The organism is Paenibacillus sp. FSL R7-269, from assembly GCF_000517865.1.
In the GTDB taxonomy this organism is placed as follows: domain Bacteria; phylum Bacillota; class Bacilli; order Paenibacillales; family Paenibacillaceae; genus Paenibacillus_AQ.
This window is the reverse complement of the sequence record NZ_ASPS01000042.1, coordinates 60,196-74,722: the sequence shown is the minus strand read 5'-3', so window position 1 is coordinate 74,722 and position 14,527 is coordinate 60,196. Positions and strand designations below refer to the sequence as shown.

At 50.6% G+C, this 14,527-nt stretch carries 12 protein-coding genes; 3 read left to right on the top strand and 9 right to left on the bottom strand.

Annotated elements, in window-relative coordinates:
* Window positions 1-41 precede the first annotated feature (41 nt).
* The 6 genes from C162_RS19235 to C162_RS19210 all read right to left on the bottom strand — a co-directional run bounded on the left by C162_RS19235 (window position 42) and on the right by C162_RS19210 (window position 6,431).
* Window positions 42-1,001 (bottom strand): acetylxylan esterase, encoded by a 960-nt coding sequence (locus C162_RS19235; RefSeq protein WP_036696635.1) that lies wholly within the window; start codon window positions 999-1,001, stop codon window positions 42-44.
* Window positions 1,002-1,028: 27 nt separating this feature from the next.
* Window positions 1,029-2,054 carry a glycoside hydrolase family 130 protein gene (locus tag C162_RS19230; RefSeq protein ID WP_036696632.1) on the bottom strand — a complete coding sequence of 342 codons (1,026 nt, stop codon included), beginning with the start codon at window positions 2,052-2,054 and terminating at the stop codon, window positions 1,029-1,031.
* A 67-nt stretch (window positions 2,055-2,121) separates the two neighbouring features.
* Entirely contained in the window at window positions 2,122-2,955 is an 834-nt protein-coding gene (locus C162_RS19225; protein ID WP_036696629.1) for a carbohydrate ABC transporter permease, read from the bottom strand.
* A 4-nt stretch (window positions 2,956-2,959) separates the two neighbouring features.
* Window positions 2,960-3,841, bottom strand: coding sequence for a carbohydrate ABC transporter permease (locus C162_RS19220; RefSeq protein ID WP_036696627.1), 882 nt, complete (start codon window positions 3,839-3,841; stop codon window positions 2,960-2,962).
* 107 nt (window positions 3,842-3,948) lie between these two features.
* Window positions 3,949-5,325 carry an ABC transporter substrate-binding protein gene (locus C162_RS19215; protein ID WP_036696828.1) on the bottom strand — a complete coding sequence of 459 codons (1,377 nt, stop codon included), beginning with the start codon at window positions 5,323-5,325 and terminating at the stop codon, window positions 3,949-3,951.
* Window positions 5,326-5,666: 341 nt separating this feature from the next.
* Window positions 5,667-6,431 (bottom strand): response regulator, encoded by a 765-nt coding sequence (locus tag C162_RS19210; RefSeq protein WP_235218470.1) that lies wholly within the window; start codon window positions 6,429-6,431, stop codon window positions 5,667-5,669.
* Window positions 6,432-6,688: 257 nt separating this feature from the next.
* Here C162_RS19210 and C162_RS19205 point away from each other — a divergent pair, with 257 nt between their 5' ends.
* Both C162_RS19205 and C162_RS19200 read left to right on the top strand, forming a co-directional pair.
* Window positions 6,689-7,921 (top strand): AGE family epimerase/isomerase, encoded by a 1,233-nt coding sequence (locus C162_RS19205; RefSeq protein ID WP_036696623.1) that lies wholly within the window; start codon window positions 6,689-6,691, stop codon window positions 7,919-7,921.
* The gene (locus tag C162_RS19200) at window positions 7,918-9,093 is read left to right on the top strand and encodes a glycoside hydrolase family 130 protein (RefSeq protein ID WP_036696621.1); all 1,176 of its coding nucleotides are present in this window, start codon (window positions 7,918-7,920) and stop codon (window positions 9,091-9,093) included. The genes C162_RS19205 and C162_RS19200 overlap by 4 nt, the downstream gene beginning before the upstream one ends.
* A gap of 137 nt (window positions 9,094-9,230) precedes the next feature.
* Here C162_RS19200 and C162_RS19195 read toward each other — a convergent pair whose 3' ends face one another.
* Genes C162_RS19195 through C162_RS19185 form a run of 3 tightly spaced genes read right to left on the bottom strand, consistent with a single transcriptional unit; the run spans window position 9,231 to window position 13,543 of the window.
* On the bottom strand, window positions 9,231-10,292 hold the full coding sequence (locus C162_RS19195) for a substrate-binding domain-containing protein (RefSeq protein ID WP_036696618.1): 1,062 nt from the start codon (window positions 10,290-10,292) through the stop codon (window positions 9,231-9,233).
* 48 nt (window positions 10,293-10,340) lie between these two features.
* Window positions 10,341-11,633, bottom strand: a complete 1,293-nt coding sequence (locus C162_RS19190) for an ABC transporter substrate-binding protein (RefSeq protein WP_235218474.1) — start codon at window positions 11,631-11,633, stop codon at window positions 10,341-10,343.
* Between the two features lie 11 nt (window positions 11,634-11,644).
* The gene (locus tag C162_RS19185) at window positions 11,645-13,543 is read right to left on the bottom strand and encodes a cache domain-containing sensor histidine kinase (RefSeq protein ID WP_051493703.1); all 1,899 of its coding nucleotides are present in this window, start codon (window positions 13,541-13,543) and stop codon (window positions 11,645-11,647) included.
* Window positions 13,544-13,780: 237 nt separating this feature from the next.
* Between C162_RS19185 and C162_RS19180 the strand changes: the two genes are divergently transcribed.
* The gene (locus C162_RS19180; RefSeq protein ID WP_036696614.1) at window positions 13,781-14,143 is read left to right on the top strand and encodes a hypothetical protein; all 363 of its coding nucleotides are present in this window, start codon (window positions 13,781-13,783) and stop codon (window positions 14,141-14,143) included.
* Window positions 14,144-14,527: the final 384 nt, after the last annotated feature.

Genomic DNA, 14,527 nt, shown 5'->3' with positions numbered 1-14,527 from the left:
TCACCGCCAGATTCTATGTATTCTTGAACGGAAGGAACCCGTTACAAGGTCATGAACATCTGAAGCGTCCGATCAGAAAGATAGGGAAGATATTCATGACCATACTCATGATATACTAACAGATCTTTTACGGCTGTGATTTTGTTGTATGCGGCGAATTGTGTAGATGGCGGACAGACCGTATCGATAAGACCGGTTACCCATAATACCCTGCCCTGTATACGTCCGGCTAAATTCTGGATGTCAATATAACCGAGCCGGTTAAAAATCTCTTCCTCCCGCAGATGATGCGGATCAAAGAAGCGGAAGTAATAGTTAATCTCCTCATAAGCAGAGGTTGTAATATCCAGCGCCCAGGCTCCTTTGTAATCAGAGAGGAACGGATAGACCGGAATGGCCAGCCTGATCCTTGGCTCCAGGGCAGCGCAGGCAACCGTGAGTGCACCGCCTTGGGAACAGCCGAACGCACCCACCCGCTCGGGGTCCACCTCCGGCATAGTCATCAGAATCCGCGCCGTCTGGACCGTATCCAGAAACACGTTGCGGTAATACAGCTTGTCGGGGTCCGGATCATCGATGCCCCGAATGATATGGCCGCGGACAGTCGTTCCCCGGACGGTCAGATTATCCTCGGACAAGCCGCCCTGCCCCCGGCAATCCATGGCCAGCACGCTGATTCCGTGAGCAGCGTAAGCCACCTTCTCCATCCAGTCCCCGCTGTCGCAGGAATAGCCGTGGAACATTACAACTCCGGCACCTTGGCCTGCTCCTGCCTTCTTCGGTCTTGCATATTTACAGTGCACTCTGGCACCGCCCACTCCGGTAAAATGCAAATGAAAACACTCAGCAAGCTCACTGGTAAATTCAGCAGGTACAAGTTCATAAGCCAGTGTCTGGTCATCCAGCTCTTGAAGTGCACGCTCCCAATAAGCATCAAAGTCACCGGGCTTCGGGCTGCTGCCCTGATAATCCAGCAATTGCGGTAGTGCTCTTTGGTTCATCTGAGCGTCTCCTCTCCGGTTGTCACCCTATATTCTGCCGGGACCGGCATCATCGCCAACCTCTTCATGAGTCTCAATGACGTAGTTAACGATATCCTGGACAGTGGTGTAGGCAACACCAACATAGGTGTCCGCAGCCCCGTAATAGATGGCAATCCGGCCGGTATCCGCATCGCTCAGCGCTGCACAAGGGAAGAGTACATTGTTGACGAAGCCTCTTTCTTCATACCATTCCTCCGGTGTCAGCACGAAGTTCCGGGAGCGGTATTTCACTCTCGAAGGCTCATCCGCATCCAGAATCACAGCGCCCATGCTGTAGACAAGGCCGTTACAGGTCCCTGTAACCCCATGGTAGAACATCAGCCAGCCTTCCGAGGTCTCAATGGGCGCAGGACCGCCGCCGATCTTGGTGCTCTGCCACCAGCCTTGTCCGCCCTTGGTCATGACATGGCGGTGCTTGCCCCAGTACACGAAGTCAGGGCTCTCGCTGAGGAAGACATCACCGAACGGAGTATGTCCGCTGTCGCTTGGACGGGAGAGCATAACGAAATTGCCGCCTATTTTCTTCGGGAACAGCACGCCGTTGCGGTTGAACGGCAGGAACGGATTCTCCAGACTGACGAAGCTCTTGAAATCGTGTGTCTTGGCAACGCCGATCGCCGCACCGTAGAAATCCGTGCACCAGATGATGTAATAGGTATCCTCCACCTTCACCAGACGGGGATCATACGCGTAACGCGGCATGTACGGTTGGCCAGCTTCGTCTATGAATTGGATCGGCTGCTCATCAATGACCCAATCCAGGCCGTCCGTGCTGCGGCCCATCCGCAGATGGGGGCGGGTTGTGTGATCTTCCACGCGGAAGACTCCAAGGAAGCTGCCCTCGTAAGCGATTACCGCGCTGTTGAAGATACGGGCGACGCCTTTGGCCGGATTGCGCTTGATCACCGGGTTGTCGCTATGTCTCCAGACCGGATTGTCATTCCCGGCAGGTCTGTCCTGCCAAGGCATATTTGGAAGACTCTGGCTGCCAGTCAGCTTTACTTCTCTCATAATACAATCCCTCCAATAATAGTTGCAGCAGCCGCTGCGATAGTGTGTTGCTCCCCGGCTTGCCGCTTTATTTGACAGACCCTTGGGCGAAGCCGTTATAGATGTATTTCTGCAGTGCTACGAACGCGATCAGCGTCGGAATGATGGCGATCATAATTGCGGCGCAGATGACTTCCCACTGGGAGCCGTAAGGCCCTTTGAATTTGAACAGTGCGGTGGACACGACCTGCAGGCTGCTTTTGGGCATATACAGGAACGGGGTGTAGAAATCATTGTAGATATTAACGCCCTTCACGATGATCACCGTCACAATGGCCGGACTCAGAAGTGGAAGAATGATTCTCCAGTAGATCGTCCAGTAGGAGGCGCCATCCAGCATTGCCGATTCATCCAGCGATTCAGAGATCGAGTCCAGGAACTGCATGAAGATATAGACAGCGATAATATCCGTCCCCAGATACATCAGAATCGGCGCCCAGCGGGTATTGAACAAGTCCAGGGCATTGATGATCTGAAAAGTTGCCACTTGCGTCGTTACTCCGGGAATCAGCGTAGCCAGCAGAAAAGCCCCCATCAGCGCCTTGCTGCCTCTGAATTTAAAGCGGGCCAGAATGTAAGCCATCATCGAACCGGTAAGCGTAGCGCCCGCAATGGAAATAAGGACGATAATAAGCGTGTTCATGAAGCCGAGCAGCATGTTCCCATCTACGAAGGCTTTAGTATAGTTGGCGAAATTCAGCCAGTTCTCCGGCAGAGTTAGGGGACCGGTTGAGGCGTACTCCGCATTGGTTTTCAGGGAAGCGAAGAAGACCACCACAATCGGTATCAATGCCATCAGCGCGCCCAGCACCAGGGAGATATATTTCAACACAGCGGCCAGGTTGTATTTGAAGGTATGCATCGCTCTATTTCTCCTCCTTGATCAGAATGCGCTGCAGGATGGTGACCAGCACCACAATACCAAGCAGGATCACAGCCATTGCCGAAGCCAGCCCCAGCTTGCTGTATTTGAAGGCCACATCGACGGTCTGGATGACAAAAGTGCCGCTGCCGTTGGAGCCGCCGGTCATGACGTACGGAATCTCAAAAACACCGATCGCCCCGCTGACTGCGAGGATCAGATTGAGCTGGAGGATACGCTTGATGCTTGGAATGATAATATGCCGGAACTGATGCCAGCGGTTAGCCCCATCTATCTCAGAGGCTTCATAGATATCGCTGCCAATCGAGGAGATTGCGCCAAGGAAGATAATAAAGTTCATCCCCATGTAACGCCATACCGAGGCAAAAGCAAGCGAGATATTAATCAGCTGCGGATTCAGAAGCCATTTCTGCTGCAGCGCCCCGAGGCCGAGCAGATCAAGAATCGTATTAAGGGTGCCTTCCGGCTTGAAGAAGAACAGAAAGATGAACCCGATGGCCACACCGTTCAGCAAGGTCGGAAAGAACAGAATCCCCTTGAACCAGTTCTTCATCCGGACATTGAAGCTCAGAATCGTGGCAAAATAAAGGGCCAGGCCCATCTGGACAAAGGTGGCAAAAAAGTAGTACAAGCTGACCTTGAACACGGCGAAGTACTCCGGCTTGGTGAAGATCGTCTTGTAGTTGTCGAAGCCGATGTACTCCATATTTTTGCTTAGCCCGTTCCAGCTGGTGAAGCTGTACTGAAACATTTTAAAGACAGGTAAATAGGAGAACGTCAACAGCAGAACTACGGGTACTAGCGAAAATAAAAAGATGATTAGAATCCGTTGATTTTTATAGCTCATGTTAGACAATTTGGGCACTCTCCACACCTCCTGAAAACTTACTGCTCTTCATTCCGCTTCTATCCCTGCAAAAGTGAAGGGGATTATGCCGTTACCGGCATCTCCCCTTTCTTTTGATCTTTAATCTACTTGGCAGTCACAATTTTGGCTCTGGCTGTTTTCCATTTATCATTTAGTTCTTTCATAATGTCATCATAGGATTGCTTCCGGTTGCCAATTGCCGCTTCAATGATTACCTTCTTGAAGTCAGGCTGCCACAGACCGATCTCAGCCTCTTTATCAATGGCATCCACCCAGCCCTCTTCACCGGCTTTGGCTGGAGCAAGTGTGTCGAAGGTGATGTCTGTACCTGCAAATTGTTTGAGGATTTCAGGCAGCTCGGCTCCCTTTACCGGGCTCATGCCTCCGCCTTCAGTAGTCGGATAACCGGATTCATTAATGAACCAGTCCACCCATGCTCTGGCCGCTTCTTTATTTTTGCTGTGAATGCTAACCCCCAGATTATAGTCGTCAGACAGCGGAACCAGGATCTTGCCGGCATTGGTCGGGAATGGCATGAAGCCTACATCATCCGGGTTCGCTGCCAGTCCTTTGATCTGACCGATGGCCCAGGAGCCAAGCATCATCGTACCGATTTTGCCGTTCGCCAGATCTGCCTTGGAGGATTCCCAGTCGGTTGTAGTCGGGTCTTCTTCAATCAGACCGTTTTTAGCTGCATCGTACATCACTTTGTAGAGCTCATAGTGCGGCTGGCCTGGAACGAAGTTATCGTCGGAGGCCACCTGACCGATGTTGACATATTCCCGGTCTCCGGCAACGGTTGCCAGATCCGCTTCCCACTGGGTCAGCGTCCAGCCCGCAGCATAGTTCGTGTAGAGAGGAACGGCATCCGTCTTCTCCTTAATGCTCTTCAGTGCGGCGGAGAACTGGTCGAAGGTTCTTGGAACCTCGGTCACTCCGGCATCCTTGAAGACCTGCTTGTTATAGATCACGCCGGAGAAATTAACCGTAATCGGAATGCCGTAGGAAATCCCGTCTACCGTCCGCTCTTCGAGGCCTGTATATTGCTGCTCCAGGTCAGACTTTTTACCCAGCGGCTCGAAGAAATCCGGCAGGTCTTTGATCGCTACGCTGGTAGGCAGGAGCAGAACATCTCCGTAATCACTGGTGCTCATGCGGATTTTAATCTGATCCTCGTAGTTCGACAAGGCTTCAAAATTCACTTTGACATCCGGATATTTCTCATTGAACTTGGCGGCGTAGTCTTTGAACACGGTATCCACAATATCCGTCCGCTGTGTAATAACCGTAATATCACCCTTTATATCCTTGGCGGCATCTCCCTCTGGAGCGGCTGTTGCCTCCGCTGCGGTGCCTGTGTTCCCGCCTGCTTTGGTTGCTGCCGCATTAGTGGCATTATTGTTGTCAGATGCACAGCCGGAGAACAATCCGGCCATCAGTGTCAGCGCTGCCAACCCGGTAACTGCTTTGGTTTTTTTCATCATATTTCTGACCCCTCTCTTCATTTAGAACAGATAAGTAAAATAACAAAACAATAACAACAAAATTGATTTCCCTACTAAACAGAACCTAAATTGTCCTGCATTCATCTTGAATCCTTTGTTGTTATCGCTTTCATTGCAATTATAGACCTTACTTTCCCTTTAAACGATGGTTTCAATTGCTTTTTCTGGTCTTAAATTTGTTATTTTTGTTATATAAAATATAGCAACGGCAAAAACGAAACATCTGCACAACCGCGAAAAAACACTACCCTGACACTTCCTGAAGAAGTGAAATGGTAGTGCCAACGGGCTCTTTTCCTGTAAAGTGCGACGCAAGATTATGATCTGTAACGGCTTTTATACTCCTTAGGCGTCATGCCGCACATTTTCTTGAACAGCTTATTGAAGTACACCGGATCGCTGTAGCCGACTTTGTCAGCAATCTCATAATTCTTCAGGTCCGGATGATGGAGAAGCATCTTCTTGGCCTCCGCAATGCGGATGCCGATCAAGTAGTCGGTAATGGTCTGCCCTGTCTTATGCTTGAACAGCCTGCTGATATAACTCGCATTCATTCCCACGGCCTCAGCCAGCCGCTCTAGCTCGAAATTAAGACCGTAATCCTGCTCAAGAATGCTCTTCATCTGCTCTACTACATAATGCTCCCCGCCTTCGGAAGGCTGATTCGGCACTTCATCGGAGGGAGCAGCCGCAGGCGTCTGCCGGGTCGCTTCTACACTTTTGAGCAGATCATATAATTGTGCCTTATCAATGGGCTTCAGCAGATAATCAAGTACACCGAAGCGCATGGCCTTACGGGCGTAGTCGAATTCACTGAAGCCGCTCAGCACTGCTATAGGCAGCTGCTTAAGATGTCCTCTCGCCTCTTCAATCAGCTGGAATCCATCCATTCTCGGCATCTTGATATCTGTAATAAGAAGATCAATCTCCTCCAGGCTTAGCTCCTGCAGATGGTTCCAGGCCTCAAGCCCGTTGCCGTACGAGCCGATTACCCTGACCTCCACATCCATTTTGGAAGCGATCTTCTCCAGCCCGCGGCGGATCACTTCCTCATCATCTGCAATCATGATCCGGATTACCACCCTATCGCCCCCGTCGTTTCATCTCTGATGATAGCGCTATCAATATAATTATAGTCCCTGCATAACCATTAGAAAATGTGCCCCTATCCACTTTTATAGTCTTCAATTGACTTGATCCAATTCCCGCTTGAATTCCCGGCCGAAAAGGGTTATAACATGGTTATATATCGTTATTATTATATACTAATATAACAATAACAATTATAAAAAATAACTCCAACACCAGCAAGCACTAATAAGGAGTGAACAGAACAAATATGAACAATGCAACCGAAGTATGGCGCACCCGGCTGGAAGCAGAGCTGAAAGACAATATTCTGGGCTTCTGGATGAAGCATGCCCTGGATGATACTCATGGCGGCTTTATAGGTGAAATGGACAATCAGCTGCAGGTGTTGCCCGGTGCGGACAAAAGCCTTGTACTGAATGCACGGATTCTCTGGACATTTGCAAGTGCTTACAGCGTGTACAGAACCGCAGATTATCTGGCTATGGCCGACCGTGCCTATGATTACCTCATTCAGCATTTCACAGATTCCGAATTCGGCGGCTTCTTCTGGTTGGTAGATGAACACGGATCTGCTTCCCAGCCCAAGAAACAAATCTATGGACTCGCTTTTGTCATCTACGCCTTGGCTGAGTACTATCATGCCACCGGCCGGGACGACGTCCTGCGCCAAGCCACCCAATTGTTCCATTTGATTGAGAAGTACGGTTATGACCCTCTTCACAAAGGGTATATTGAAGCTTTATCGCGGGAGTGGGAGATGACCGATTCCCTAAGTCTGAGTGCGAAGGATATGAATGAGAAAAAATCCATGAATACACATCTGCATGTACTGGAAGGGTACACCGGCTTGTACCGGGTATGGAAGTCAGAGACACTCAGAAGCAAGCTCGCTGAGCTGATCGAAATCATGCTGGAGCATATCCTGGATTCAAATGGAAAGCACTTCCATTTGTTCATGGATGAAGAATGGCAGGTGAAGTCAGAGCATATCTCCTTCGGCCATGACATAGAGGGGAGCTGGCTGCTCTATGAAGCTGCAGAAGTACTCGGAGACGAAGCCATGCTTGAACGCGTGCGCAAGGTATCCCTGTCGATGGCCGAAGCTGCACTAACTGAGGGAGTAGCGCCGGACGGCGGAATCTGGAATGAGGCAGATCTAAGAGGCTTCATTGACAAATCCCACGAGTCCAGAGACTGGTGGCCGCAGGCTGAGGCCATGGTCGGATTCTACAATGCATATCAGTTAACCGGAGAACTGCGGTTCCTGGAAGCCGCTGAGAACTCATGGAGCTTCACAGAGAAATATATTATTGACCATAAGCTGGGCGAATGGCACTGGGGTGTGGATGCATCACTCCAGCCGCTGGCCCATGCACCGAAGGTCAGTGCCTGGAAATGCCCCTATCATAACAGCCGGGCCTGCTTCGAGCTGATTAGACGGCTTGGCGAACCATCACATGTAGAGGAGACTATTCAATGAGCACAATCTTTGAACAACGCAAGCAGACGTTAACGGAACGCTATGAGGCACTCATCACTCGCCCCAATGAAAAGCAGCCATACGGCAACGGTATTTATGACCGCTACAAGTATCCCCTGCTCACTGCGGAGCACGCCCCCCTGATCTGGCGTTACGACTTCAATGAGGAGAGCAACCCGTATTTCGCAGAGAGAATCGGAGTTAACGGCGTATTCAATCCAGGCGCCATTGAACTGAACGGCAAATTCTACATCGTTGCCCGGGTGGAAGGCAATGACCGCAAATCCTTCTTCGCCGTTGCCGAGAGCAGCAGCGGTGTGGACGGCTTCCGCTTCTGGGATCACCCCGTAGTGCTTCCTGAGACCGCAGACCCGGATATCAACGTCTATGATATGCGCCTGGTGCAACATGAGGATGGCTGGATCTACGGCCTGTTCTGCACCGAACGTAAGGACCCGGACGCTGCCCCTGGCGATTTGTCCAGCGCGGTTGCGCAGTGCGGCATTGCCCGTACCAAGGATCTCAAGACCTGGGAGCGCCTCGCCGATCTTAAGACCGGCTCCGCTCAACAGCGCAACGTGGTCCTGCATCCAGAATTCGTTGACGGCAAATATGCCTTCTACACACGCCCGCAGGACGGGTTCATCGACGCCGGTTCCGGCGGCGGTATCGGCTGGGGCTTATCGGAGCAGATTGAGAACGCTGTTATCACCCGTGAGACGATTATAGACCAGCGCTACTACCATACCATCAAAGAAGTGAAGAACGGTCAAGGGCCGGCCCCGATCAAAACACCGCTCGGCTGGCTGCACATCGCTCATGGCGTCCGCAATACGGCTGCCGGCCTGCGCTATGTGCTGTATGCCTTCTTGTCTGACCTTGAAGAGCCTAACCGTGTGACTCATGCCCCAGGGGGACATTTCATTGCGCCAGACGGCGAAGAGCGCGTCGGCGATGTATCCAATGTTGTCTTCTGCAATGGTGTAATCGCCCGTGACAACGGAGAGGTATTCATCTACTACGCTTCCTCCGATACCCGTATCCATGTAGCCGCCACCACTGTAGACCAACTGCTCGATTATGTCATGAATACTCCTGAAGATCCTCTTCGTTCCTATGCTTGCGTACAGCAGCGTATCGCTTTGATTGACCGGAATTTACAATTGAAATAACGCAAACAAGCTAAAACGGTACCGTCCTTTGAGGACGGTACCGTTTTAGCGAAAAATAGAAGGATAAGTTATCGTGTGCAACATATAAATTCTTATATTTAAGCTAAAGCTCCACATTGTGGGGTTATTTTGCTGCTTCAAGCCCGGGGTTTGCCTACAGAGTCCCGGTGGACGATATCTGCGGAGATCAGAATTTTCTCCAGCGGTGCTGCGGGATTCTGGATGCGGTTCAGCAGCTTCTCTACAGCTGCACGGCCCATAGCTTCCTTAGGCACATGAACGGTTGTAAGCGGAGTAACCCCCCGCAGGGAATCCTCGATATTGTCAAAGCCAGTGACGGATATATCAGCGGGAATACTAAGCCCGGCTTCCCGCAGCACTTCACTGACGTCAAGGGCTGTAAAGTCGTTCGCACACACAATTGCCGTAGGCAGGGTATCCGATTCTTTCCGGGTGGCAATCCAGCGTCTGAATTCGTCGCGGAGCATTTGGTCATCCATTCCCTCCAGCAGCAGTTCGTCACCTATGGCCGGGACCTTCAGATGATTCTCCTCCAAGGCGCTGCGGAACCCGATCCAGCGGTCACGGAAGCTGCGGGAGTAACGGATATTGCCGATAAAGTGAAATAGAGTATGTCCGGTGCCTATCAGATGATTGACGAGCCGGGTCATGGAATCGATGTTATTCGCAAATACAGTATCACATGGAATCAAAGCATCCTCATGATCGATCATGACCAGCGGAAGCCCGATCCGGTGCACTTCGAGCAGCAGTGAGGTGGAAATCTGCCCTACTCCGATCAGACCGAGCAGACCGTCAGGATTGAGGACATTAACGAAATTATCAGCCCGGTGCTCTGAAATGATTACCATGCCCAGCCCCTCCTGATCCAGCGCCAGCGCAATGCCATCGACGATTTTGCCCCAGTATAGTGAATCTTGGGTCTGAGAGCGGATATTGGGCATCAACACCAGCACGGACTGCTTATTTCGGTCTTGCTCTCCTGTCAGCGAACGGCGCTTGGGACTTTGCACATAGGCGCTTTTTTGAGTGAAATATCCCAGCTGAGAGGCGGCTTGAATGACCCGCTCCCGGGTGGTCTCATTGACCCCGTCCTTGCCGGAGAGCGATTTGGATACGACGAACTTGGAGACCCCAAGATGATCGGCTATTTTTTGCATCGTTACTTTTTTGGCCACAACACTACCTCCAGAATTTGATCTTGCTTGCTGCGCAGCCCCCGGTGGTTACGGAGCAGACTGCTGACTCATACGCGCTTCCTTCCATTTCGCATTCAACTGGTCAAAGGACTTCTGCAAGTCCGGTGCCGCGAGCACATCCTGAATATAATCGCCCGACCAGAAGCTCAGCTTCGTCCGGTTCGCCAGATCGATGAACGCATCCGTCTGCACCGTAGCCTCAACCAGCTTCGGATGATAGGAGAGGAACTCGCTGTATTGCTGTAAGGCAGGCTCGTCCGTACCCTTCGGCGGAAGAAACCCCCAGTCTCTCGCATACGACGTTTCTGTAATGAAATACTCTAGCCAAGCCATCGCAAGCTCTTTATTGCGGCTGTACTTGCTGACCCCCATGAACCAGTCGGGATTGAGCGCAGCATAGTGGACCGGGTGATTATCATAGGGAAAAGGAAAGAAGCCGATGTCCTCAGGTGAAGCGCCTGCATCCATAATCTGCCGGATGGTCCAGTTCCCCTGGAGATACATGCCTGCTTCGCCTTTAGCCAGTCTGGCTTTGGAGATCTCCCAGCTGTTGGAGAATAGCTGTTCCTCGACATAGCCCTTGGCCATCATCGTCCTGGCAATTCCCAGAGCCTGCCCCCATTCGTTACCGATCTGCCAGGGACTGTCCTCATGGACCATATCATTCAAATAATCAGGGTTACCCGTCATATAATTAACCAGATTATCACCCCACTCCCGCAGCGGCCAGACTGCCCCGTAATTCATATACAGCGGGATGATGCCCGCCTGCTTCAGCTTGGCACAGGCCGCGTAGAACTCATCCAGCGTCTGCGGCACCTGCTCAATTCCCGCCTGCTCAAAAGCCTTCTTGTTGTAGACGATTCCGCTCGTAGTTGTACCTGTAGACAGACCGTATCGCTTGCCGCCAAAGGTAGCAAAAGTTGTGAATCGCTCCTGCGCCGCCAGCTCACCGCTCAAAGGCTCGAAGAAAAGCTCCAGCTCCTTCGCAGGCAAATTGACCGGCAGCAACAGAACATCCCCTGTATCCTTGGTGGACAAGCGAACCAGGATATCCGTCGCATAGCTGGACAACCCCTCGAATTCCACATGCGCCTCAGGGTACCGCTTCCTGAATTCATCCGCGTAGTCCTTGAAGGTCCCATTCTCAATCAGGTCAATCCGGTTCGTCAGCATCACGATGGTTCCGGACAGTCCGGAAGGCGCTTCCTCTCCGGCAGAAGCTGCCGGGACCGATGCCGGCCCTCTACTACTCCGGCTGTTACAGCCGCTTGCCAGCAGGAGCAGCAGCACAACATACACCGGAAAGCATACAATCATCCGTCTCAAGCTCATTCCTCCTTAAAAGGATCTTCCCTTCCATTCTCGGCGGCACGCCCCGGCAGCGGTAATGACAAGATTACATCCGTACCCGCGCCCGGCTTGCTGAACACCTCAATCCCATAGGCCGGACCATAATGAAGCTGAAGACGTTGGTGCACATTTGCCATGCCAATCCCTCCATTAATGCTCTTCTTCGGAGGAGCTGCAAGCCGAAGTCTCTCCCTCAGCTTATCCAGCGTAACCTGATCCATTCCGCAGCCGTCATCACGGATATGGAACAGCAGCCTCTGCTCTGTATACTCACACTTGATGCTCAGATGCATCCGGGACTTGGTATCATCCAGCCCGTGATACGCAGCATTCTCAATAATCGGCTGAAAAACCAGCTTAATCATGGAATAGTTGTCAAGCGCCTCGGGAACGTCAATCTTCAGCTCAAATCTGCCGGGATACCGGCTGCCCAGCAGCTCCACATAGTTGCGCACATACAGCAGCTCCTGCTTCATCGTTGCCCAGCCGGTCAAGTCACTGGTACTGTAGCGGAGCAGCTTCCCCAGGATAGAGATCATGTCAGCGGCTTCCACATCATCATTAATCTCTGCCGTCATCCGGATGGTTTCAAGCGTATTGTAGATAAAATGCGGGTTGATCTGGCTCTGAAGCGCCTGCAGCTCCGCCTCCTTCTTCTGTTCTTCAATCTGGTAAATATCCTGGATCAATTGACGAATGCGGGCCAGCATACGGTTGAATTGATGCCCCAGGAGACCAATCTCGTCACGGCGTTTAATGCGGAAGGTCACATCAAGATCGCCGCCCTGCACTTTTTTCATAAGCTGGATCATTTGGGTCAGCGGCTTGGTCAGGGCAAATGACAGAATGATCGAGATGATCAGGGCCAGCACAATGATGATTAGAGTAGCGCCTATAGTCGCATTACGGGTCAGCTTCACTCCACGGGTCAATTCGTCCACCGGTATGGAAATAATCACCTTCCAGTTCGTCTTGGTTGAACTCGAATAGATATTAAGCCGGTCCTTGCCGGATACGGTGTCATAAAAGCTCCCGGAGCTCCCTTCCGCAGCACGGAATAAGGAGGACCGGGAAATATCCACAGTGAGCAGCTTCTGCTCACTGTCATAGATGACTTTGCCCGACTGATCCACAAGGATGGACTTCCCCCGGGTCACCTTGTCCAGCTCCGCCACCTGATTCTCCAGATTACTGAAGTTAGCCTCCACTGCGATCAAGCCGGCTGGTTTCCATAGCCCGTCCAGAATGGGACGCACCACCGTAAAGGCATAACGGGTACTCTGCAAATTGCTTGTATACGCCTGTGTTCCCAGCAGGGTCGCTTCTCCGCCGGAGCCCTTTACCTGCTCACTCCAGAACCTGTAGCTTTGCTGCAGATCTAGCCGAATGCCCCCATCCTTGGCAGAATAATAACCATTCCCGTAGGCATCAAAAATATAGACCGAATTGGTTCCCCGCTTAATATTGTTAATAAATGAAATATTCTCTTCGATGCCCCGCTGAATGGACAACAGGAGATCCAAATCGCCGGGGGCCACCTGAGCCGTGTCCTGCTTGCCTTCCATCATCTGCTTTTGCTCATAATAACGGTTCGAACGGATCAGATTCTGCTTAATCTCATTGACGTAGGCGGGCATTGAAGAGATCCGTTTCATATCTTCTATGTAATCATCGATGGAATCCATCATTTGATCAATCAGCTTCTCGGAATAGGCGATTGTGTTCGCCTGGATGGATTCCGAATAGCTCCTGAAGCTGATCACACTGATGAATGACAGCGGGAGCGTAATAATGACCAGAAATACCAGGAACAGCTTGCGCTCCATGGACATATCCTCAATATAAGACCACCAGTTGGTATTGCGTGCTGTTCTCATGCGGCCTTCTCCCTGGTTCAAATTACATAACTAATCCAGCAAACAACAATAACAAAACCCTAACAAAAATATTATACGCATTCGCTTAAGGATGTACAAGGAAGGATGTACTGTCAAAAGAAAATAAGTTTCTATAAGCCAACGGGCAGGAAAATTTGGTGGCTCTATTGAATAAAAGGTAATTATTAATTAGCCGTATTCGCTAAGGGTTAGGCTTCTCAGGAAAGTAGGAAGGTTATGAAACTTAAAGGGACTTTGACTGAACAAGCATATAGAGAAGAATTAATAGCCTCGAAATTTCATTTGTTCAATGATATGTCCAGGCGCAGGTTTTTGAACATTATTAGAAAAACATTCCCGGCAATGAAAACAGCATACGTTTTATCTTGGATCCCCGACCAGGGTGAGGATATAATTAGCTTCCTTGTGGATACTCATTCAGTTATTAAGATTGAACTGGATCGTTATGATAACACAGTTACTCCGTTAGTCGATGTGTATCCAATTGAACATTGGATGAAGGGACTTAGTAAAACGTTTCAGATCAAAATCTTAGTAGCTTTGGATCTGGCTAAAAATGATATGTATCAAGGCAATTGAAGTAAAACATCAAAGTATTAACAGAGGTACTAATATTTTTATAATCCGTGCTACAGCGCTTAAGACGCATAGTAAACCGCTGAGACAGACCAACTAATAGAACTCTAAGGGTGAAAGATACTGGTGCCTTCTCTCACTGGCAGCTTGTAAGGAGCAGTATTGTTGCATTATTTGCAGGATTCCTTAAAAAATAGTACTGGCTAAGCTCCAATTGTTGCATTATTTGCACAAATTCCGGCGTTTAGAGCAAGTTAGCACAGGATTTGTTGCAATTCGTGCAGGATTTCAGCATAGACCACTTGTGCCGGGCAGCATTGTTGCACTTTTTGCAGGATTTACTTATAAATGTTACTGGTTCTGAAGCGTGGGTGCCCGTCTCTCTGC